Here is a 21,388-nt window from a genome sequence, read left to right on the forward strand (position 1 = left end):
GCCAGGACACACCTTCGGCTCGTCCATGTTCATGGGGTAGTTGTAGGGGTAACCGGGATACCCCGGTGTGATGCCCGTGGCTGAGACACGCACCTGATCACAAGGCAGAAAGTGCACTTTCAAACTGCCTGGGTCATCGTATTGCGGGATATCGACAACAGTTCTGTGGCGCGAGTACTGCCGCCTATGTTCCTTCATCCGTTTCCTCCAAGCATCTGAGTAAGGACGTTCGGTCCACTTACCGTAGGAATAGGGATCAGGATCCGTCTCCCACTCAACAATCGCCCTCAACCCCGGCACCCAATGACGCGGGACCATGCCACAGCACACCTCACTTCCCCCACCCTGATTCGGCCCCACATTCCCACCGCCAGCACCATTGACGCTGAACCGATTGATCGCCGCCGAAGTGTGGTTGTACCCCGTCACCGGCGCGGCCAGCATCTTCGAAGGAGTGTTGCAGGCTGTCAGCGCCAGCAAGCTGAGCAGCAACGCTGCGTGTCTCATCAAGAAACCAGAAATATCGTCGACTCCTTCCTCTGATAACAGGCCCTGTCCCGAGAACCTGAAGATAAAAATGCAAAGGGCGGCTTATCCAGAGTCGCCCTTTTCATCTTGTGATTACACGTTCTTTTCAGACGACTTCAACTTACCCGCCTGATCGGCCACCCTATCCAGCCAGCCACCGGGCTTGTCCTCGTCGTTCGCCGCTTTCGCCACCAAACCGGCCAGCGCGCCAACGTCTTTCTTGCGAGCAGCTTCCACCGCTTCGAGCGCCTGGTGCGCAGCCAGGATCTTCTGCAACGCCGGGGTATTGGCCGTGCTGGCCGTCAACGGTTTCAACGGCGGCAAGGCGGCAACCTTGGCCGTCATATCACCCGGCGCCTTGGTGAATGTCCGCAAAGAGTCGAGGTTGTCGAGCATCGGCAATGCGATACCTGTGAGCGGGTCGAAGGCACTGATCTCTGGCAGACCGACTTTGCCGGAAAGAACAGGACGCACCAAGGATGGCAAGAACAAGCCCAGCAACATGCGAGGGTCTTTCTTCTTGATACTCAGACCGACACTGGCCAAGGCAATTCCAAGTCCGATCACTCGCCCAGCGTTAACCAAGAGCGATAGTCGCTTGTTCGATTCATTATCGAAATGCACCAGACGGATGCGGAAATAGTCCGTAAAGGGTTCACGTGGACCTGCGGCCGAAAAGTTCATGAACCACGCACGAGAGTCGTGGACCTGCTCATCGAACAATGCCACTAGGTCTTCCTCACCTTGCCTAGGCTTATTAGGTGCAATGAACATTTTGTTATAGCGCTTAGTGCCTTCAGCATGAAGATATGCGTACTCCTCTGCCTCGTCTTCTTCATTGATCAGGAACACCGTGCCACCCAGTAACATGTCGGCGACTCCTCCAATGGTGAAACCATCATCCACCATGCCCCATTCTTGTCGGTAGTCATGACGAAACTCGGCAGCAGCTCCACTTAATTGACGATGATCAAGAGGCGGTTCAAATTTTTTCTCCCAGCGCATCTGGTCGACTTTTTCCTGCCCTCCGACAATTTGTATATTCAGTTGATGCTCTTTTTCCTGAGCCTCAGTGTAAGTCGGTTTAGGGAGCCCCTTGGTAGCGGCTTTAACATCGGCATCCTTACGCTCTTCTATGGCCTTCCACGCATCAATTTTGGCCTCTGGCATATCTGCAGGAGCCTTTTGGAAGAACGAATGTTTTTCCACACCGTCGGCATATCGGTCGATTCGCCAAGCGGTAATCAAAGCGTGCTCACGTTTCATCATGTCTTCCAGAGAGCCGGCTTGCCCCTGAGCTTGCCACGCGTTGAAGCGTTTGATGAGTGTCTCTGAGACCGAAAACTCAAGTTCAAGACCTGTACTCATAGCTCGCCAGTCTTCGTGAACTCCTCGTTGCACCGCGGTTTCCGGAACCTGCAATGGTGCGCCAGCCATAAACGCTTCCGCGTACATGTGCTGTAAAGCAATCTGCGACAACACATGGTCTGAACCAGCCGCTGCCTTACCCTGATCATTCGGTGCATACGCACCACCTACGTCCGAATGAACTCCTGGATAAATGTATTCGACTGTGCCTTGCCGATAACTCGATGCTTTACTTTCATCACGGCTGCCATCGGCCGACTTGGGGCGACGTCGTATCGAATCCAGTGGAAAACTTGCACGTTGCTCATGGCCAGAAACCAAATGAACACAACGTCTTAGAAAAACACAGTCATCGGGCAACGCCGTACTCTGGCAAACGGAAGCAGCCTCATCAGGTAGACGCATGGTGCCATCAGCCCAATCCATATGCCCGGCGGCGAATGGAACACTGTCGGCGAGCCCGACAGCCGCGACGGTATCAAATACACCTAGAAAGTTGATGGAAATCGGCAGTCCTGCAAAGCGATACTCGACTGCACCGCTAACACTTTGACAACGAACCAGTGTCTGTAGCCAGTTAATGAAAGTCCGAGCTTCCGCGGCCCCTCGAGAGAAACCATACACATAGAGTCGCATCGCTAAGATATGTGGCTTTTCCTCGGCATCGTTACGCTGCTTCAGCTTGTCCTCAAGCTTTTTAATAGCTGGTCGTAAAGTTGTTTCGCGTTTTTTTTCTCCACTTTCGAGCATTCCTGCACTAAGAACATTCCCGAACCAATTAGTCGCCATAATTTTTAGCATCGCCTTTGTTTCAACAACATCTAGCCTTTCTTCTCCTAAATGTTGCCTTAACGCATCGAGCAATCTAGTTAGAGCCCAGTTAATACGGTTTTCGCCACCGCTTGCCCCAACAAGCCCATTTGAATCTGGAACATATTCCTCAACATCAGGGAATACTGTCCCGACCCCTGGACAGTAGTATTTAAGAAACCCCTCACTTTGCATATCAGGGTCTGAACCCAAACTGGCATGGAACAGCCGCGCGATATTACTGCGTGAATTAGGTGTCGATGCGCCGTCTGCTTGATCGTTGTTATTGGTACCATCAAAAGCCAATGTGATATGTAGCGTTTTACAGCAGGGCATTCCACTGTCTGCCTCACCTTTAGCTTGAAGAAGCTTACGCTGCTGGTTACCAAAAGCCTGTTCGTCTTTTTTTTGCTGCCTTATATTTCTTGACAACTGTCCAGGCTCATTTGGCAGCCGACGCGAAAGAGGAAAACTCGGAGCGACTAATGCACTGTCCGGCGGAGGCGCATCCCCTCCAATCAATGATTCGAACATGTAGTCGACTCCTTAACCTGAAAATAAGCCTTATCTGGATAATTTGGATTTCCAGATGTAAAGCAAGTTGTAGATACTCTTACTTGATCACAAGGAAGAAAGTGAACCTGTAAAGCGCATACTTTCTCTGCGTACCTAGGAATTTCAACCGTAGCTGTATGATGAGAGTAACTAGAAGAATGGCGCTTATAGTCTTCTTTATCAATTTGACCATACTGATCACGCTTGAGTGACTCTCGTGGATTAGGGTCTTTGTCCCACTCGATAATCGCTCTAAGGCCCGAATTCCACTGAACAGGAATAATGCCGCAGCAGACCTCACTCCCTCCGCCCTGATGCGGTGGGATTCGAGGGCCGCCAGCACCGTTAATACTAAACCTGGTAATTTCGGCAGAGGTATGGTTGTAACCAGTTACAGGTGCAGACACCAATTCCGGGCCAGCATGGCAAGCGCTCAAGCCCAGCATGCTGACTAGTAGAACCAGTAACCGAACATGCTTCTCCGGCTTGCTGACTTGTTGCTTAACATGCAGCGTTGACGGAAGCACTTTCAGCAACAACGCCGCAAAAAAATGCGTATTGATACGTGTACTTATGAATGTGAACATACCTTCGGCTCCTCCATGTTCATCGGGTAGTTATAGGGATAAGAGGTGTGGCTGAAGCCCGTCACTGACGTAATCAGAATCTTCAGCCCACGATTAAAAGCGCTCAACATCGGCCATCTCACGAGCGGTGCAAATCCACAAGCACTAATAGCACTCATGCACACCATGTACTTGATCAAAGCACCGGACATGTCGTCGACTCCTTCATCTGGAAATACGCCCTATCGGGGTACTTGGGATTTGAAGGGGTGTAACAGGTCGTCGAAACACGCACCTGATCGCACGGCAGGAAGTGGACCTGTAACGCGCAGACGTTTTCGTCATATTGGGGAATATCGACAACGGCCTTATGGCGCGAGTACGTTTGTGTGTGCTCGTTCATGCGCTTTGTCCAAGCATCGGAGTAAGGGCGCTCACTCCATTTGCCGTAGGAGTAAGGGTCAGGATCCTTCTCCCACTCCACAATCGCCCTCAACCCCGGCGTCCAAACACGAGGCAGCATGCCACAGCAAACTTCCGCCCCGCCGCCCAAGTACGGCCCCAAATTCGGCCCACCCGCCCCATTCACCGAAAACCGATTGATCGCCGCAGAGGTATGGTTGTAACCCGTCACGGGTGCGCCCAGCATCTTCGACGGTTTGCTGCTACATGCCCCCAACATCAGCACGCACACGAATAACCCGGCCACACCCAGCAACACCCGCCCACTCATCCACCGAACAGGCAATGCCTTCCCTGCAAGTGCAATGCGCTGACAGGCGCGAGGACGGTTCATATCAACGGCCTCGGCGGTTCATCAATAACGAAGGGCGAGTTGTCGCGCAGCCATTGTTCGATGAAGGGCTGGCGTTGTTCCGGTTCCTTGAGGCCTTTCTGGTTGGCGGCCAGTTGGCTGTGGAACAGGTGGCGAATCAGGCCTTCCTTGCGGCTCATGCCGTAGTCTTGCGGCATGGCGCAACGGTCGATGCGGTAGGTGTCGGCTTCGGTCCAGGCCAGCAGGTTGGCGACTTGTGGGTGGTCGAACATGATGACCTGGGTAGCCGGCGGCGGTGTGTGGCGCACGTAGTTGCCGGGCAGGCTTTGTGTTTGCTGGTCGCGGTCCAGCCAGTGCCAGGCGATGGCCGGGGCGTGGAAGGCCTGGCTCTGTGCCGGGTTGAGGGTTTCACACACGGGCACAAACATCCGCGGTTCGTAGTAGCGCAACACGCCTTCGGAACGGCCCTGGTTCCACTGCGCCTGGGTGCAGCCGCGCAGGTGTTCGCTGAGTACGTCAAAGTCCCAAGGGCTGAACAGCGCCAGCACATGTTGATTGCAGTCGACGGCGTTGATGAAGGTTTTCAGCCAGGGCTTTTGGGCCTTGTCCACGCGCAGCAGCAACGGCCCGAAATCGGCAATCGCGACCTCCGGGGTGTTGTCGAACAGCTTCGCCAGTTTCGGCGCATCGGGCAGGCTCGCCAGCTCTTCCAGCAGCGGGTAGTCGAGGCTGGTGGCGTCGATCAAGAGGTCAAGGTGGTTGTGGCCCAACTGCTCGGCGTCGGCCCACAGTTGGTCATGCCACTGCGCATTGCTTGCGTACATGAAAGCGTCCTTTATCGTGCCGCCAGGGCTTGGCTATTACGTTTGGCTCGGGCCAGGCATTCCTTGCAAACCGGCGGTGGCGGCATGGGCGTGTTGCCCAGCGCCTGCACCGGCGGCGAACCGGCAAGGTCTTTGTCAGCGGCGCCCGGCAGCTGCGGCGGCTTGATACCGATCCCCGTCCCGCTCCCCGCCGAGCCCCCGGCATTAATCTTCACCACCGGCCCGACCACCGTCACACCCCCCGCATCCAGCTTGATAAAACTGCCACCGCCCTTGATCGTCAGCTCCGATCCGGCCTCGATGACTATTTTGTCGCCGGCCTTGAGGTGGATTTCTCTTCCGACGCTGGTCAGCTGTGCGGTGCCGATTTTGATGTGTTGGTTTTGGCCGATGGTCAGGTGGTCGTCCATCCGCGTTTCAACTTTGCGGTCGGCGAGGGTGGTGCGGTGTTCTTCGGCTTTGAGTTCGGTGTAGGTGTTTTTTTCGACGGTGTCGTGGCGTTCGTTGCCGACGCGGATTTTCTGGTCGTGTTCGATGTTTTCATCCCAGTCGCGCTGGGCGTGGATGAAGATTTGTTCGGCGCCTTTTTTGTCTTCGATGCGCAGTTCGTTGAAGCCGCTGCCACCGGGGGAGCTGAGGGTTTTGAAGACACTGCGGGTTTTGTTCGCCGGCAAGGCGTACGGCATCTGGTTTTCCTTGTGGTACAGGCAGCCGGTCACCAGCGGTTGGTCGGGGTCGCCTTCGAGGAAGGTGACGAGTACTTCCATGCCGATGCGCGGGATGGCGATGGCGCCGTAGCGGTCGCCAGCCCAGCTGCTGGAAACGCGCAGCCAGCAGCTGGTTTTGTCGTCGGCCGCACCGATGCGGTCCCAGTGGAATTGCACTTTCACGCGGCCGTATTGATCGCAGTGGATTTCTTCACCTTTGGGGCCGGTGACTTGGGCGGTCTGGCTGCCGAGCACGCGGGGTTTGGGGTGCAGCAACGCCGGGCGGTAGAACACGTCCCACGGGGTGGCGAGGAAGCGGTTGCGGTAGCCCTGGTTGAAGTCGTCCTTGTTGGCGGTGGTGTCGCTGGTCACCGACTCTTCGAGGACTTGCGGCTGTTTGCCTTCGTGGATGACTTCGGTCAGCAACCAAAGGTCGTTCCACTCGCTGCGCGGGTGGTCGGAGATTTCCAGGAAGTGGCCGCTGACCAGGGCGGTCTGGTCGCCATGGCCTTCGGCTTGCTGGTAGTCGGCGCGGTGGCGTTCCAGCGCCCGCTGGCTGAGGAACTTGCCGCGTGTGCGCTCGGTGAAGCGGCCCGGGTAGTCGTAGTCTTCCAGGTCCGGCTCGTCACTTTTGCCGTCGGGTTTGTAGGCCGCCTCCAGTTGCAGGCGCGGCTTTTCAAAATCGTAGTCGCGGCGCGTGGTGCGGCTGGTGCGGGTTTCCAGGCGCAGCGTGAAGCCTTTGATCACCGGCTCGTCGGCGACCATGCCGCTGCCCTGCACGTAGGCCGTGGGCTGGCCGAGTTTCGGGAACACGGTCTGGTCGTCGCCGAACACCAGTTTGTGGCCGGTGGCCGAGTGCTGGAAGTGGTAGTGAATGCCCTCCTCCTCACACAGCCGCTGGACGAAATGCAGGTCGGTTTCGTCGTACTGCACGCAGTACTCGCGATCCGGGCACGGCTGGCTCAGCTGGAAGCTGTAGGCGTTGCCCTTGATGCCGTGTTCTTCGAGGATCAGCGCGATGATTTTCGGCGCCGACATCTGTTGGTAGATGCGCTGGTTGGTGCGGTGGCGCAGGTATTCGAGTTGCGGCACCAACGACACTTTGTAGCGGGTCAGGCGCTTGCCGGCATCGCCTTGAGCGACGCGGTAAATCTGGCCGTGAATGCCGCTGCCTTTCGGGTCGAACGCCAGAAACGCCTGCTTGTGTAGTAGAGCCTCAAGGTCCAGATCGTGGTTTTCGCTGACCAGTTCCAGGTCGAAACGAAAGGTCTGGCTGATGCCTTCGGTGCCAGTGAACGACAGCACTTGCAGGTCACCCCGGAAGTCAGCCACGGTCAGGCTGAAATGGGTTTCGTTAGAAGGGTTGAACATTGCTTGCTCCCTGTTCGGTAGTCATCCGTTGCGCCGATGCAGCCAGCGTTGCAGCCAGGAGGAAGTGGCGCCTAGGGCGTCACGCAGTTGTACGGCGGTGATGGTGCGTTGCGCCGCATCGAAAGCCAGCGCCGTGCGCAGCGCCGGCCAGCAGTGTTTCGGAAGGTGTTTGGGCGCTTGCAGTTCACGGTCCAGGCGTTCGTCACGAGCCTGGGTCGACGGCAAGCGGCGGAACGGGTGCTTACCGCCCGCCAATTCATAGATCACGCAGGCCACTGCGAAGAGGTCGGCGCTGGCGGTCGGCGGCGCGCCTTCCAGCAGTTCCGGCGCGGCGTAGCCCGGGGTCCAGGCGTTGAAACGGCTGCGGCTCAAATGCGGCAGGCCGGGCAATACGCCCTCCTCTGCCTGGCCGAGGCCGAAGTCGAACAAGCGCACGCCCTCCTCGCTGAGCATCACGTTGCTCGGTTTCAAATCACCATGCAGCACGCCGCGACCGTGGGCATAGGTCAACGCATCAAGCAGCGGCAGCGCGATGTCAGGCAATTCTTGCCACGGCAGGCCCAGGGGCCGTTCGCAAAGCAGTTTGTCCAGGGTTAGCCCGCGCATCAGTTCCATAGTGATGAAGGCGCGCTGGCACTCGGTGTCCACTTCAAAGCTGTGCAAACGCACCACGTTGGCGTGGCGCAGGCGTCGGGTCAGGGCGAACTCGCTGTAGAGCAAGGCGCTGGCGTCCGGCGATTCGGCAAATTCTTCGCTGAGGATTTTCAGCGCTATATACGGGTTGGGGTCGCCGAACTGTTCGTGCAGCAGGTCCCGTGCGCGATACACCGCGCCCATGCCACCGGCACCGAGCAAACGCTCGATGCGGTAACGCCCCGCCAACACGTCCGGCAACGCGCCAACGCTGACCTGGGTCGGCACCACGGCACGCGGCGCCTCATGAGATTTGGCGAAGGCAAAGTAGGTCAGGTTGGCGGTATCGATGTCGCTGACCAGCAGCTCGTCGAGCACAGGATTGAGTTCACTCATTGGCGGATCACCACGGCAGTCAGGTTGTCCCGTGCAGAGCCGCGCAACGCGCCGTCGAACAACCGCTCCAGCGCCACCTGCGGCGCGGTCAGACTCAAGGCGTTGCCCAGCGCGTCGCTGCTCAAGCCCTGGTACAAACCGTCGCTGCACAGCAGAAACGCGTCACCGGGATAAACCTCGAGTTCGAGCACGTCCAGGGTCAATTGCTCGCTGGCCCCGACCGCACGGGTCAAGGCGCTGGCGGTCGGATGAGCCCGGGCTTGCTCGACGCCCATCTGTTGTTCGTCGATCAGTTGTTGCATCAGCGAATGGTCTTTGGACAGCTGATACAAGCGCTGCCCACGCCACAGGTAACAACGGCTGTCGCCGGCCCAGATGCAGGCCGCGCGATTACCGTCCACCAACAACGCCACCACCGTGCTGCCCATGATGCTGTCATGGCGCCCGGCGGTGACGGTCAATTCCTGGCCCAAGCGACGGTTGAGCCAGTGCAGGCACTGGCGCACGCCTTTGAGCCGCTCGTCGAAGCTGTCTTCGACGGGCAACTCCGCCAGGCTGGCGACGATCAACTGGCTGGCGATGTCGCCACCCTGATGACCGCCCATGCCGTCCGCGACCACCCACAATCCCTGCTGTGGGCAGTCGAGGAAGGCATCTTCGTTGCGCGCCCGAACCTTGCCCGGATCGGTACGCGCCGCGCTGCGCCAGGGGCTGGCAACCAGCATCAGAGCTGCACCGGCATACGGAAGGTGCGCAACACGCCCATGTCGAACGGGTTCGGCGTGCGCTGGCTCATCAGCAGGTAGTTGGCACGCAGGCCACCCACATCAGCCTTGAGCACCAGCACGTCGCGACCGGTCAGGTATTCGGTCTGCATCAAATCAAACAGACGGAACAGCGACCATGGGCCGGTGTTTTTCTCGATGCCGATCGGGCGGCCGGCCATTTTTTCGAGGACCAGGCTGGTGCGACCGTCTTGCGCGTCGGTTGGCCATTTGAAGGCCACCGGCACGATCGGGCCATGGCGATATTCCATGGTCCTGTCGCCAAAGCGGAACTCGGAACGGCTGACGGACGGGTCGAGGGTGTACGGCTCCAGTTTGAACTGCACCTGCGGCTCGGCCGGGTTTTCGGCAAAGAAGCTTTGGCGGATCACTTGTGCCGCAGCCATCTGGTCGAGGTAGACCTTGGACATCGGCAGGCTGTGACCGTCGATGCTGCGCAGGCGGTAGTTGCCCGGATCGCCGCTGACGAAAGGCCGCATGTAGGTGTCGAAGAAGCGATCGGCAATACCCTGCGCCTTGAAGAACTCGCGGAAGTCGCTGATCGCAACGTCGCTGGTGCTGTGGGCGTTGAACGGGTAACGCTTGTTGATCGCCTTGCCATAGAAGCTGTACAGCTCGCTCTGGTAGCGCTGGTTGAGGTACTGGTAGGAATCGTTGAGCACCAGACGCCAGGTGTCTTCGGCCAGCACGTTGAACCACACGCTGATCGGGCGCGGCAGGCGACCCGAGGCGTTGCGCAAGTTGCTCAGCGCATCGCGCTGGCCGCTCATGCGGGTCTTGGCCATTTCGAACGCGGCCTGATCCGGGGCACTGGCACGCGCCAGGCTGGACAGTTGCAGTTGCAGGTCGTTCAGCGCTTGCAGCGCCGGGGTCAGGTCGGCAGCCGGGCCGTTGTTGTCATCGAGCAAACGGTGCAGCGGTTCGAAGCGCCGTTGCAGGGATTTCTTCGCGGTGTCCGGCAAGTTTTTGGTGGCCAATGCATCGCCCGCCTTGCCTGCCACGGCTGCAGCGACTTTACCCACCGCACCGCCCTTCTTGGCGAGCAGTTTTTCCGCGGCATCCGTGACATCTTCAGTGTTGTCGACGGCGGCTGGGAAACGGGTGTTCTCGCGCACTTCAACCAGCATCTGCAGGATCGGCGAGTTGGCGGACGTCAGCCCGGCCAGTTGCTCAGCGCCTTCACCGGCATCATTGATTGGCCGCAACGCCACCTGGCCGACCGCTTCGCTCCAGAAGTTGGCGTAGTCGCGGAAGTACAGTTGCTCCAGTTCGACCATCAGGCGGCGCAAGTCCATGCCGCTCATGCCCGAGCCTTCGCCCAGTACCCAGTTGTCACGCAGAATGTCGGTGACCAGTGCAGAGCCCTGGACCGAGAAATACTGCTGATAACCCTGTTGGGTATAGAACCCCGGAATCACGTAGTCGGTGCCGACGAACAGGCTGCCCTGTGGACCAAGGTGTTGGCTGAAGCGGTATTCCGGCAGGTTGCGAGCCTGCTCGCGCAGCATCCGGTAGACCACGGTGGCCAGGGATTCGCTGCGCAAAACCTGACGCGCCTGGGCAACCAATGCGTCATTGAGCGGGTAGATAAACGGCTGCTTGAGCAGGCGTTCGAAGTGCCCGTTCAGGCCGTTCTGCACCGCGGTGTTGCCGGCGTAACGCACGGACCAGTCCTGCGCCAGCCAATCTTGCAGCCATCCCGGGTCGCGACGGTCCTTCATGTTCAGCATCAGGTAGGCGCGCAGGCTGTTGAGCAGGCGATCGCGGTCCTTCATGTTGTTGCGTATCTGTCCTTCGAGCAGTTGCGCCACCCGTGGCAGCAGCTGGGTTTCAAGTTCACGCTGATAGGCGTCCTTGACCAACGGGTTGCTCTCTTTGCCCTGATACAGACCTCCGCGCTCGAACATCGACACGTCGCCTTTCGGCGGGAACACCTTGGTCGCTGCATAGCTGGTGTCGAGGGTCTTGAGCACGCCCATCGCGTCATCGCGAGCGGTCAGCGCAGAACGCTGCTGGTTCCAGGTTTGTGCCAGCGAACGCAGGTGTTCCAGGCGTTCGTAGTTGGCGGAGAAACCGGTAGCCCAGAGCAAACCGAACAACCCCAGCGCCGCCAATGCACCCACGTACAACGCACGCTGGCCCCAATGAATGCGGCTGCGTTCGCGCTTGTCCAGACCGGCCAGATCGGCCTCGGGGAAAATCACCCGGCTGAGCAAATGGTGGATGAACCGCGAGCGACCACTGCGCAAGGTCGGCAACACGCCGCTGTTGATGCCCAGGCTGGCGCCGATGCCGGCGGTGCTCTGGTCCATCTGTTGCTTCAGGTGCGGCGCGCTGGTCAGGTAGAAACCGCGCAACTGGCTGACGCGCTGGTAGCGGTTGCCGGTGAACGCCATGTCGACGAACAGGCACAGGCGCTCGCCGATCTGCCCCAGTTGATGCGGGAAGTCGAGAATGCGACCACGGCGCTGGGTGTCGCGCTCCTGGTGCATGCGCATGATCACCTGGCTGTTGAGGCGACGCAGCAGCTCTTCGAACTCTGCGCGCAGCACGGGCACGTCGGTGCCGCTTTGCTCTTTGCGAAAGCTGGTGCCGAGTACCTGATCGCTTTCTTCGCGGGTCAGCTGATCGAAGAACTCGTCGAAGCCCAGCAACTGGTCGGCCTTGCTCAGCACCAGATAGATCGGCAGGTCGACGTGCAGTTTCTGATGCACGTCTTGCAGGCGCGCACGCACCTGACGCGCCAGGGTGTCGAGGTCTTGCTCGCTGCCACTGAGCAGCAATTCAACTGGAATGGTCACCAACACGCCGTTCAACGGACGGTTGCGACGGCGCTTGCGCAGCAGGTCGAGCAAGGTGGTCCAGGCGCTGCCGTCGACATCCACATCCGGCTGGGTCAGGTAACGCCCGGCGGTGTCGATCAGCACGCCGTGGTCGGCGAAGTACCAGTCGCAATGGCGAGTGCCGGTGGTGTCGCGGGTGAGTTTGCGGTCGATCTTGTTGATCGGAAACTCAAGGCCCGAGAAGTCCAGCAGGCTGGTTTTACCGCTGCCCTGCGGACCGATCAGCAGGTACCACGGCAGATCGTTGCGCCAGCGTTCGCTGCGACCGCGATACAGGCTGGAGGTTTTCAAGGTGCGCAGCGCGTCTTTGAAACGCGCACGCAGCTCCTTTTGTTCCTCGTCGATCAGCTCTTCACGATGAATACGGTCCTGGCCGTCTTCGGTTTCTTCGACGGCTTTTTTGCGCACACCGGCGCGCCAGCTGACGAAGACCATGGTCAGGCCCCAGATCAGGAACAGCACGCTGATGGTCAGCAAGCGCGAGGTCGAGCCTTCCCAGAATCTGTAATCGTTGACGGCCAGCAGCGGTCCGACGAACCACACCAGCAGCGCCACGAACAGCACCAGCAGCAGGGTCCAGACCCAGGTCTTGCGCAAGAACGCGCCGACTTTCTTGAAAAGCTTTTTCATCACACGTCCCTGTTTTACGGCTTCGACAGCGGCTGAACTGCGGCTGGATCAAGCGGCTGATAAGGTTGCAGAACAGTGTCGCGCTGCTCGCCGAGTACCCAGGCAAAACCCGAATACATCACCACCAGGCACACCAGCGTAAACAGCGCCACCATCCACCACGGCACGATACGCACCAGGCTGCGACGCCGGTCGTTGAGGCCTTCCCAGTGCGGCGACAGTTCACGCGGTACGTCGCCGCGCAGCTGGCGAATCTGCCGGTAGAGCGCATCGCGAATGCCGTCGAGTTCCAACATGCCGCGCGCCTGCACCCGGTACTTGCCCTCGAAACCGAGCGACAGGCACAGGTACATCAGTTCCAGCATTGGCAGGTGTTTGATCGGGTTCCTCGACAGGCGATCGAGCAACTGGAAGAACTTCTCGCCGCCAAAGGTCTCGTTGTGGAAGCTGCTGAGCAGGCTCATCTGCGACCACTCGCTTTCGTTGCCCCACGGGGTGGTGACCACTGCTTCGTCGACGACGGTGCAGAGCACGTAACGCGCAGCCATCACCTGGCTGCTCTCGGCGCCGTTGTGCAGCGCACGGACTTCGAAGAGTTTCAGCGCAGCCGTCAGCCGCTCGTTGAGCGCGTGCATGTCTTCGCGGGTGGCGCTGTGCTTGAGCCGCACCACTTCCGACAGCAGGTCGGACGACGCCGCCACCAGCGAGTTGAGGCTGATATTGAACGCTTCCGCCGGACGCAGGCGCGCGGCGTAGATCATCCGTTCTTCCAGTTGCTCGAAACGCGGCGGTGCCGCGAAATCGGTCAGCGGGCTCTGTGCCGGGCCATGGCCCTGACGATCCAAAAGGACGGTTTTGTCATCCTGGCTGTGATCCGTTTCCTTGATCATATCGGTCAGTTCCTGATGGCCCAGAATTTCAGTTCAAGCTCGGCGAATTCGCCGGACACGTGGAACGCGAAGCCGCCGGAGCGCTCCAGTTGTGCCAGGTCTTCGGAACTGAGTTCGAGGATGAAATAGGTTTTGTTCGAGTGGAACGGGATCTGCCGCGGCGCCACCGGCAAGGGTTTGACCTTGATGCCCGGCAAGTGCAGGTTGACCAACTGACGGATGCGCTCCACCGGGCCGACCTTGAGGTGCGCCGGCAGGCGATGACGCAACTCTTCGGAGTCGCAGTTGGCACTGGCCGCCAGCACGAACGACGCCGTGCCCAGCAATTTGTGGTCGTGCAGCGGCGAGACGGTGATCCCGTACTGACGCGCTTGCAGCACCAGTTCGATGGCGTGCTGTTCAAGCACCATCGACAGTACCTGACGAATCGCTTCCATCAATTTGCGGAAGCTCGCGCCCTGGTCGCTGTGCTGATAGCGGCTGTCCAGACGCGGGCGTTTGCTGTCGCTGGCAAAGGTCGACAGATCGCCGAGCATCGACAGCAGCGTGCGGTACAACTCTTCCGGGTGAACCTGTTCCAGGCCCAGGTAATGGCGCAGAACCAGTTCGGTGCGGTTGATCAGTTGCAGCATCATGAAGTCACCGACTTCCGCGCCGCCGACCTTGCCGTTGGAACGAATCCGGTCGGCAATGGTGTCGCCACGGTGACCGAGCATGCTGATGACTTCTTTGAGGCACGACAGCAGGTAGCCCGACGCGTGAGCGTGGATGAAGGTCGGAACGAAGTCCGGATCGAGGCTGATCACGCCGTCGGGCGTGGTGTCGAGGACTTCGCAGATCTTCAGCTTCACGTAAGCCTGATCGCTCTGCTGCTCGCCGAGCAACAAGCGGAAGTCCGGGCGCGCGCAGCTGACCTGGCTGCTGGAGTCATCGCCAGCGTTGGAGTCGGCGACTTCCGCTTCGTACGCGGTGTAACGCGCCAGCACGTCGGATTGCTCCGGACGACGGGACTCGATGTGGTTACCGGTAACCAGCGGCAAGGCCAGGTAAATCGGCGTGTTGCCGGTGTTCGGCGGTACGTCGAGGGCCAGCGGCTCGGTGTTGCCGCCGAGTTCGAACAGGCTGCCGTCCGGGAGAATCCCCGAAGCCTGGCTGATCACCAGTTTGCCCATATTGAGGAACTGCAAGTCGATCTCGAGCCCCAGAAAACCCCAGGTGTAACTGCCCAGCAACTGGGTACGGGTTTTCATCTGGTTGTCGTAGTAGCGATCGTTGTGCTGGAAGTGCTGCGGACGCAGCAACATGCCTTCCTGCCAAATGACTTTATGCACGTTCATGTTCAGTCATCCGCCTTGGCGAGCTTTTGGTTTTTGTCATGGATGCCGGTCTGATCGAGGGTCAGCTCGGCCACGGTCAGATCCGCCGGGGTGACTTGAACCACGTAGCGCCATTGGGTTTCACGCAGATCGCGATACGCCGCGAGCACGCCGACGTAGCGGCTACCGCTGTCGACGCTGAGCTTGAACTCGGCGGTTTCGCCCGGACGCAATTCCAGCTCTTCGCTGGCCACCAGGTCTGGCGACAGGGATTCCTTGGCGCGCTCGTACAGGCTGAAGAAGTCAGCGTTTTCGAAGGCCACCGGGTGTTTGAGCTCAATCAGCCGCACGACAATCGGCGATGGTCGGCCATTCAGGTCCGGGTTGACCTGATCGCTGGCGGTCAGCTTGAGGTTGAGCTTGGTGACGGTGGAATACGGCGAAATCGACGAGCAGCCGGCCAGCAGCACCAGAGCGGTGAACGCTGTCAGCAGGTTGATTATTACGGCCTTGCAGCGAGACATGCGCATCATCCTTGGTGGTCGGTGTGTAGGGTGGAAATCAGGCGGATCTGTTCTTCGTAGGCCTGGGCGAAATCCCGCGCCAGCAGGCGTTCGCTCCAGTCATCGTCCTGACGCAGCGCCTGGTGATAACGGCCGTAGGCTCTCCAGCGGCTGCCCGAGGTGGCGAGCAGCGGCTTGTTGCCGTCGCGCTCGAAACGCAGGGTCAGTTGTTGTGGCGAGAAGTGTTCGAGGGTGCCGCGTACCGCCGCGCGGCTGGCGGTGAGCAAGGCCACCTGGTGCGCCTGCAAATCACGGAACGCCCGCGAAATCGCCTGCCCAACCGGTAACTGGCCGGGCTTGTCGCCCTGCAACAGAATGCCCAGCGCTTCGCTGGCATCGACGGCAAATTTCAGCGGGTTTTTACCGGTGCCTTGAACGGTGGTCTGTGCCAGACGCAGTTCGTTTTTCAGCTCCGAACGGGTGCGCAGGCTTTGCTGCAAACCGCCAACGCTTTGCTTGAGCAAACGTGCGGCGTCGATCGCCAGGGCTTCGCGGCTGTCGTGATCGAGGCCTTTGAGGTCGACGCCCAGCGCATCACCGAAATGCTCCCAGAAGCCTTCGCTTTGACGCTCGATCGCCTTGGGTGCCGGCGCAGGTTCCGGCGCGACAGGTGCGGCCACCAGTTCCGGCACCAACAGGCTTTCCATGTCGATGCGCGCGTAGTCGGCACACTGGCGCGGTTCCTGACGCGGCGCATTGAGGGCGCTCAGGTCATCGATTTCCGAGTAGGCCCGTTCCTGTTGATCGAGCGCCATGAGTGGATCAAGGTCGAGAAACGCATCGTCCGGAATGGTGCTACCGGCCGCTTGCGGGTGGCCGACTTCGGTATCGAAGGTCGCCGGGTCGCGTACCAGCCGCGCACGGATTTCGAAATCCCCCAGCACGTAGACGCTGCCGTGTTCGATGCGCTGCGCTTCACCCTTGCGCAGACGCGCGCCGCTTTCGCTGGCCTGAATACCGTTGCTGCTGGTATCGGTCAGGAAAAACGTGCCGTCGCGGTAGCTGATCAACGCGTGATGGTTGGACAGGTGACGCTTGCGGTCAGGAATGATCCAGTCGCAATCCTCGCCCCGTCCGATCACGCCGCCAGCCTGCTTGAAGGTCTTTTGGCACAAATCCGTAGGCACGAACTGCTTGGTGTTCAGCATTTCGAAAACCAGTTCCATGATGTCGCTCCTTGCGGTCACTTGCCGCGATTGACCGCCTGCGGATCACCCAGAGGGCGATAGATGTTGTCGTTGAATTTGTAATTGCCGCTACAGCCCCCGAGGCCGCATAGAACGACGAGGGTCAACAGGACGGCTTGCCAGTGACGAACAGACATCAGAGGGTCTCCAGGGCTAAACAATGCACAAAACGCCGACCCTTGAGGACGGCGCTGACAGAAGCAAAAGGGGTGGGTGTCAGGGCTCTAGCCTGAGGCCTCGAGCCGATCACCTGTGGCGAGGGGGCTTGCCCCCGTTGGGTCGCGAAGCGGCCCCAAAACCGGCTGCCGCGTTTATTCCGGCATACCGCGTTGACTGGATTGCGACTGCTGCGCAGCCGAACGGGGCGATGCGGCGCTCCGACAAGCCCCCTCGCCACAGAAAGCCTCTCAGCCACAGTGAACATCCCAGCCACAATTTTTGAGTGCCAGGTTTGAGGGTTAACCATCGAAATCACCCAAGTTGATGTTCAGCCGCCCGAGGCGGTACAGCAGCGTGCGCCGTGGCAGGCCGAGTTCACGGGCTGCGAGGGTCTGGTTGCCGTCGTTTTTGCGCAGGCAATCGAGCAACAGACTGCGCTCGACCTGCTCCAGGCGTTCACGCAGGTTCGGGCTGCTTTCCTGCGGCGCGACCTCGATGCGTAGCGAGAAATGTTCGGCCAGTAACTCGCCGCCTTCGCAAAGCAACACGGCGCGTTCGACCAGGCCTTTGAGCTCACGAACGTTGCCGGGAAAGGCATAACTCGACAGATGATCGAGCGCCGCGTCGGACCAGCGCACCGCATCGCGTTGCAGAAAGGTGCAGGCCTTGTCGGCGAAGTGTCGGGCCAGGTCGAGGATGTCGCCCTCGCGCTGGCGCAAGGCCGGCAGTTCAATCGGGAACTGCGCGAGGCGGTAGTACAGGTCTTCGCGGAACTTGCCTTCGCTGACCAGCACCGTCAGGTCGCGGTGAGTCGCAGCGATGATGCGCACGTCGATCTTGTGGGTGTCGTTGGAGCCCAGCGGACGAATCTCGCCTTCCTGCAAAACCCGCAATAGCTTGGCTTGCAGGGACAGCGGCATGTCGCCGACTTCGTCCAGCAACAAGGTCCCGCCGTTGGCCGCATCGAACAGCCCGGCGCGGTCACGGTCGGCGCCGGTGAAGGCGCCTTTGCGGTAGCCGAACAGCTCACTTTCCAGCAGGTTTTCCGGGAACGCCGCACAGTTCTGCACGATGAACGCCTGGGAACGGCGCGATCCGCAATCGTGGATGGCCCGCGCCACCACTTCCTTGCCGGTGCCGGTTTCGCCGCGCAGCAGCACGGTGTACGGGCTGTGCAGCACCTTGCTGATCAGTTGGTAGGTCTGGCGCATCGCCGAGCTTTTACCGATCAAGCCATAACCGCTGGCACTCGGCACGCTGCTGGGCATTGGCGAGACATCGCCCACCGGCCGGCGCAGGCGTTGCAGCAGGTGCAATTGCCCGAGCACGAACGAACCCAGTTGCCCGAGCGAATCGGCGAACCCCTGCAACTCGACCTGTTCGCGGCTGGCGCACAGTAAAAGACCGACCACAGCTTTTTGCGGGTTGAGCAGCGGCACGCACAGCAGTGACTGCCACGGTACGACCCGCTCCGGCAGGAAGCTGGTTTCGTGCAGGCTGCCACTGAGTCCGGTGAGGCTGAGCACACGGTTCTGGCACAGGGAAAACTGCAGCAGTTGCTCGCCGTTGTAGTCGGCCGGCAGGCTCGCGGTTTCCCGTGGCTGCAAGATGCCCTGCAAACACTCGGCGTTCAGCCCGAGGCTGGTGTGGGTAACGTCGAGCAGGTACAGCTGACTCAGCTCACAGCCACTGAGCTCGGCGACCGCGCGCACGAAGTCACCCAGCAGCGCAGCGCCGTCAGCCGCGCACGACAAGCTGGCGAACTTCGCCAGCAAGGCTTCGGCATAGACCAGCGGTTGCGGCACTCGAGTGAACATCACACTCACCTCAGGCGAACTCGCAAGTCACGCATGCGGAGCCATCGAGCGTTGCGTGAACGCGCTTGAGGCTTTCGCCAGTGGCCATCGCGTCGAGCAGTCGATCCGCCACCAACGGCAGCACGTGCAGGTCGAGCAAATGATCGATCAGCCGTGCGCCGCTGTCGCTTTGGGTGCAACGCTCGGCCAGATGATCGACGAAGTTCTGGCAATACGTGAAATCCAGCTGGCGACGGTTCAGGCGTTCGCCCAGACGACCCAGTTTGATTTCGATCAGCTCGCGCAAAACCGGGCCACCGACCGGGTAGTACGGAACCACCCGCATCCGCGCCAGCAACGCTGGTTTGAAGTGTTTGCTGAGCACCGGGCGAATGGTTTCCTCAAGGACTTCGGCGGTTGGCCGTGCACCGTTTTCGCAGAGTTCGCTGATGCGGTCGCTGCCCAGGTTCGAAGTCATCAGGATCAGCGTGTTGCGGAAGTCGATTTCACGCCCTTCCCCATCGTTGGCCACGCCTTTGTCGAAGATTTGGTAGAACAGGTTGAGCACGTCCGGGTCGGCCTTTTCGACTTCGTCGAGCAGCACGACGGAGTACGGCTTCTGCCGCACTGCTTCGGTGAGCATGCCGCCTTCGCCGTAACCGACGTAGCCCGGCGGTGCACCGATCAGGCGCGAGACGGTGTGTTTCTCCTGGAACTCGGACATGTTGATGGTGGTGATGAAACGATCACCGCCGTACAGCAAGTCAGCCAGCGCCAGCGCGGTTTCGGTCTTGCCGACGCCGCTCGGGCCGACCAGCAGGAACACGCCTACCGGCGCATCGGGTTTGTTCAGGCCGGCCGCGGTGGCGCGCATCGAGCGGTCCAGTGCATGGACGGCTTGTTCCTGACCGCGAATGCGGGTGCGCAGGTCGGTGGCGAAGCTCGCAACCTTGGCGTTGTGCTCACGGGCCAGTTGCGCCAACGGCACACCGGTCCAGGCGCTGATCACTTCAGCCACCAGACGCGGGCACACCTCGAAACTCACCAGACGTTCCTTGACCTGAGCATCGGTCAAGGCGCGGTGGGTTTCGTTCAGCGCGGCTTCCAGGGCTTCAACGCTTTGCGCTTGGTCCACGCTCGCCTCGAGGGTTTCGATCACCGTGCCTTCGGCGTCTTCTTCAACCGTGACGGTCGGCTCGACGGCAGCGACTTCACGGGCCTTGGCCAGTTGCTGACGCAGCTCCAACAAGCGCTCGGCCAGTTCTTTTTGCTCGGTCCAGAGGGTTTCCAGGGCGACCCTTTCGTCTTCGGCGGCGTCGAGGCGATCTTCCAGCGCATCGAGCGCTTCGTGGTCGATCAGCAAACCGGCTTCGGCATCACGGCGCAGGGCCTGACGCTGACGCCCGCCTTCGGCCAGTTCGCCACGCAGGCGCTCGAGGCTTTCCGGCGCGGCAGCGAGGCTGATACGCACTCGGGCGCAGGCGGTGTCGAGTACGTCGACGGCTTTGTCCGGCAGCTGCCGACCGGCCAGGTAACGCGCCGACAATTGCGCTGCCGCGACCACCGCGTCATCACGCAGGTAGATGCCGTGGCTCTTCTCATACACCCGAGCCAGACCGCGGAGGATGGTCACCGCTTCGCTGACGGTCGGTTCGTGCAACTGCACCGGCTGGAAACGACGGGCCAGGGCCGGGTCTTTCTCGAAGTATTTTTTGTACTCGGCCCAGGTGGTGGCGGCGATGGTGCGCAACTCGCCACGGGCCAAGGCTGGCTTGAGCAGGTTGGCTGCGTCCGAACCACCGGCATTGCCGCCCGCACCAATCAGGGTGTGGGCTTCGTCGATGAACAGGATGATCGGTTTCGGCGAGGCTTTGACTTCGTCGATCACGCCTTTGAGGCGACGTTCGAATTCACCTTTGACGCTGGCGCCGGCTTGCAGCAAGCCCATGTCCAGCGACAGCAGTTCAACGCCCTTGAGCACTTTCGGCACTTCACCGGCGGCAATGCGCGAGGCCAGGCCTTCGACGATCGCGGTTTTACCGACGCCGGCTTCACCGACCACAATCGGGTTGTTCTTGCGGCGACGCGCGAGGATGTCGACCATCTGCCGAATCGCACCATCACGGCACAGCACCGGGTCGAGTTTGCCGTCGCGGGCTTGCTGGGTCAGGTTGTGGGTAAAGCGTTGCAGCAGGGATTCACCGGGTACGGTCGGTTTGCCAGTCGCCGGTTGTTCCTTCTGCGACAGGGCAAAATCCTTCAGGCGATCAATGTTCAGTTTCGCCAGCAATGGCTGGTAACGGCTGCCGGCGTAGCGCATTGGATTGCGCGGCAGCGCGAGGATCAACGCGGCCTGTTCGACCTGGCTCTGGCCCAGTTCGAGGTTGGCCACCAGCAACGCATCTTGCAGCCACTGCACCAGTTCCGGGGCGAACACCGGGTTGCGCGAGGCGCTGTGTTCAACCCGCGATTGCAACGCAGCGCTGAGTTCACCAGCGTCGACTTCGGCGTCTTGCAGCGCGCGTGCGAGCAGGCCTTGCGGGCGCTCCAGCAGGCCCAGCAACAGGTCTTCGACGAGGATTTTGCTACCGCCACGGGCGACACAGCGTTCGGCCGAACTTTCCAGGTCACGACGGGTTTCGGCGTCCAGCGCCTGGATCAGTTGTTGCAGGTCTACGTTGATCAT

Annotated in this window: 16 protein-coding genes; all 16 read right to left on the reverse strand. The window is 60.2% G+C overall.

All coding sequences use genetic code 11. The features are described from left to right. A partial coding sequence (locus KRR23_RS00005; protein WP_367880635.1) for a DUF3304 domain-containing protein occupies nucleotides 1-492 on the reverse strand: 492 nt, incomplete at its 3' end. Between the two features lie 129 nt (nucleotides 493-621). Beyond that, the gene (locus tag KRR23_RS00010; protein WP_216740847.1) at nucleotides 622-3,240 is read right to left on the reverse strand and encodes a DUF2235 domain-containing protein; all 2,619 of its coding nucleotides are present in this window, start codon (nucleotides 3,238-3,240) and stop codon (nucleotides 622-624) included. Further along, the gene (locus tag KRR23_RS00015; protein WP_253911876.1) at nucleotides 3,225-3,707 is read right to left on the reverse strand and encodes a DUF3304 domain-containing protein; all 483 of its coding nucleotides are present in this window, start codon (nucleotides 3,705-3,707) and stop codon (nucleotides 3,225-3,227) included. Before KRR23_RS00015 ends, KRR23_RS00010 begins: the two co-directional genes overlap by 16 nt. A gap of 316 nt (nucleotides 3,708-4,023) precedes the next feature. After that, nucleotides 4,024-4,560 carry a DUF3304 domain-containing protein gene (locus KRR23_RS00020; protein ID WP_216741323.1) on the reverse strand — a complete coding sequence of 179 codons (537 nt, stop codon included), beginning with the start codon at nucleotides 4,558-4,560 and terminating at the stop codon, nucleotides 4,024-4,026. Between the two features lie 59 nt (nucleotides 4,561-4,619). Beyond that, nucleotides 4,620-5,426, reverse strand: a complete 807-nt coding sequence (locus KRR23_RS00025; protein WP_216740849.1) for a DUF4123 domain-containing protein — start codon at nucleotides 5,424-5,426, stop codon at nucleotides 4,620-4,622. Between the two features lie 11 nt (nucleotides 5,427-5,437). Continuing rightward, nucleotides 5,438-7,504: a type VI secretion system tip protein VgrG gene (locus tag KRR23_RS00030; RefSeq protein ID WP_216740850.1), complete on the reverse strand. Its 2,067-nt coding sequence runs from the start codon at nucleotides 7,502-7,504 to the stop codon at nucleotides 5,438-5,440. A gap of 21 nt (nucleotides 7,505-7,525) precedes the next feature. Then, nucleotides 7,526-8,533 (reverse strand): serine/threonine-protein kinase, encoded by a 1,008-nt coding sequence (locus KRR23_RS00035; RefSeq protein WP_216740851.1) that lies wholly within the window; start codon nucleotides 8,531-8,533, stop codon nucleotides 7,526-7,528. Next, nucleotides 8,530-9,258, reverse strand: a complete 729-nt coding sequence (locus tag KRR23_RS00040) for a PP2C family serine/threonine-protein phosphatase (RefSeq protein ID WP_216740852.1) — start codon at nucleotides 9,256-9,258, stop codon at nucleotides 8,530-8,532. The genes KRR23_RS00035 and KRR23_RS00040 overlap by 4 nt, the downstream gene beginning before the upstream one ends. Beyond that, entirely contained in the window at nucleotides 9,258-12,791 is a 3,534-nt protein-coding gene (gene tssM / locus KRR23_RS00045; RefSeq protein ID WP_216740853.1) for a type VI secretion system membrane subunit TssM, read from the reverse strand. Before tssM ends, KRR23_RS00040 begins: the two co-directional genes overlap by 1 nt. A gap of 14 nt (nucleotides 12,792-12,805) precedes the next feature. Continuing rightward, on the reverse strand, nucleotides 12,806-13,681 hold the full coding sequence (icmH, locus tag KRR23_RS00050) for a type IVB secretion system protein IcmH/DotU (protein WP_216740854.1): 876 nt from the start codon (nucleotides 13,679-13,681) through the stop codon (nucleotides 12,806-12,808). 5 nt (nucleotides 13,682-13,686) lie between these two features. Further along, on the reverse strand, nucleotides 13,687-15,018 hold the full coding sequence (tssK, locus tag KRR23_RS00055) for a type VI secretion system baseplate subunit TssK (protein ID WP_071552761.1): 1,332 nt from the start codon (nucleotides 15,016-15,018) through the stop codon (nucleotides 13,687-13,689). A gap of 2 nt (nucleotides 15,019-15,020) precedes the next feature. After that, nucleotides 15,021-15,521 (reverse strand): type VI secretion system lipoprotein TssJ, encoded by a 501-nt coding sequence (tssJ, locus tag KRR23_RS00060; protein ID WP_216740855.1) that lies wholly within the window; start codon nucleotides 15,519-15,521, stop codon nucleotides 15,021-15,023. A 5-nt stretch (nucleotides 15,522-15,526) separates the two neighbouring features. Next, entirely contained in the window at nucleotides 15,527-16,726 is a 1,200-nt protein-coding gene (tagH, locus tag KRR23_RS00065; RefSeq protein WP_216740856.1) for a type VI secretion system-associated FHA domain protein TagH, read from the reverse strand. A gap of 17 nt (nucleotides 16,727-16,743) precedes the next feature. Continuing rightward, nucleotides 16,744-16,884, reverse strand: coding sequence for a type VI secretion protein (locus tag KRR23_RS00070; protein WP_216740857.1), 141 nt, complete (start codon nucleotides 16,882-16,884; stop codon nucleotides 16,744-16,746). Between the two features lie 321 nt (nucleotides 16,885-17,205). Next, complete coding sequence (locus tag KRR23_RS00075; RefSeq protein WP_216740858.1) at nucleotides 17,206-18,723, reverse strand: sigma-54-dependent Fis family transcriptional regulator; 1,518 nt, start codon at nucleotides 18,721-18,723, stop codon at nucleotides 17,206-17,208. Between the two features lie 10 nt (nucleotides 18,724-18,733). After that, on the reverse strand, nucleotides 18,734-21,388 hold the full coding sequence (gene tssH, locus KRR23_RS00080) for a type VI secretion system ATPase TssH (RefSeq protein WP_216740859.1): 2,655 nt from the start codon (nucleotides 21,386-21,388) through the stop codon (nucleotides 18,734-18,736).

The sequence above is a fragment of the Pseudomonas sp. CVAP#3 genome (genome assembly GCF_018986375.1).
In the GTDB taxonomy this organism is placed as follows: domain Bacteria; phylum Pseudomonadota; class Gammaproteobacteria; order Pseudomonadales; family Pseudomonadaceae; genus Aquipseudomonas; species Aquipseudomonas helvetica.

Coding starts and splice junctions, on each gene's coding strand:
- KRR23_RS00010 (WP_216740847.1), bottom strand. CDS start 3,240: ATGTTCGAATCATTGATTGGAGGGGATGCGCCTCCGCCGGACAGTGCA.
- KRR23_RS00015 (WP_253911876.1), bottom strand. CDS start 3,707: ATGCTGGGCTTGAGCGCTTGCCATGCTGGCCCGGAATTGGTGTCTGCA.
- KRR23_RS00020 (WP_216741323.1), bottom strand. CDS start 4,560: ATGAGTGGGCGGGTGTTGCTGGGTGTGGCCGGGTTATTCGTGTGCGTG.
- KRR23_RS00025 (WP_216740849.1), bottom strand. CDS start 5,426: ATGTACGCAAGCAATGCGCAGTGGCATGACCAACTGTGGGCCGACGCC.
- KRR23_RS00030 (WP_216740850.1), bottom strand. CDS start 7,504: ATGTTCAACCCTTCTAACGAAACCCATTTCAGCCTGACCGTGGCTGAC.
- KRR23_RS00035 (WP_216740851.1), bottom strand. CDS start 8,533: ATGAGTGAACTCAATCCTGTGCTCGACGAGCTGCTGGTCAGCGACATC.
- KRR23_RS00040 (WP_216740852.1), bottom strand. CDS start 9,258: ATGCTGGTTGCCAGCCCCTGGCGCAGCGCGGCGCGTACCGATCCGGGC.
- tssM (WP_216740853.1), bottom strand. CDS start 12,791: ATGAAAAAGCTTTTCAAGAAAGTCGGCGCGTTCTTGCGCAAGACCTGG.
- icmH (WP_216740854.1), bottom strand. CDS start 13,681: ATGATCAAGGAAACGGATCACAGCCAGGATGACAAAACCGTCCTTTTG.
- tssK (WP_071552761.1), bottom strand. CDS start 15,018: ATGAACGTGCATAAAGTCATTTGGCAGGAAGGCATGTTGCTGCGTCCG.
- tssJ (WP_216740855.1), bottom strand. CDS start 15,521: ATGTCTCGCTGCAAGGCCGTAATAATCAACCTGCTGACAGCGTTCACC.
- tagH (WP_216740856.1), bottom strand. CDS start 16,726: ATGGAACTGGTTTTCGAAATGCTGAACACCAAGCAGTTCGTGCCTACG.
- KRR23_RS00070 (WP_216740857.1), bottom strand. CDS start 16,884: ATGTCTGTTCGTCACTGGCAAGCCGTCCTGTTGACCCTCGTCGTTCTA.
- KRR23_RS00075 (WP_216740858.1), bottom strand. CDS start 18,723: ATGTTCACTCGAGTGCCGCAACCGCTGGTCTATGCCGAAGCCTTGCTG.
- tssH (WP_216740859.1), bottom strand. CDS start 21,388: ATGATCAACGTAGACCTGCAACAACTGATCCAGGCGCTGGACGCCGAA.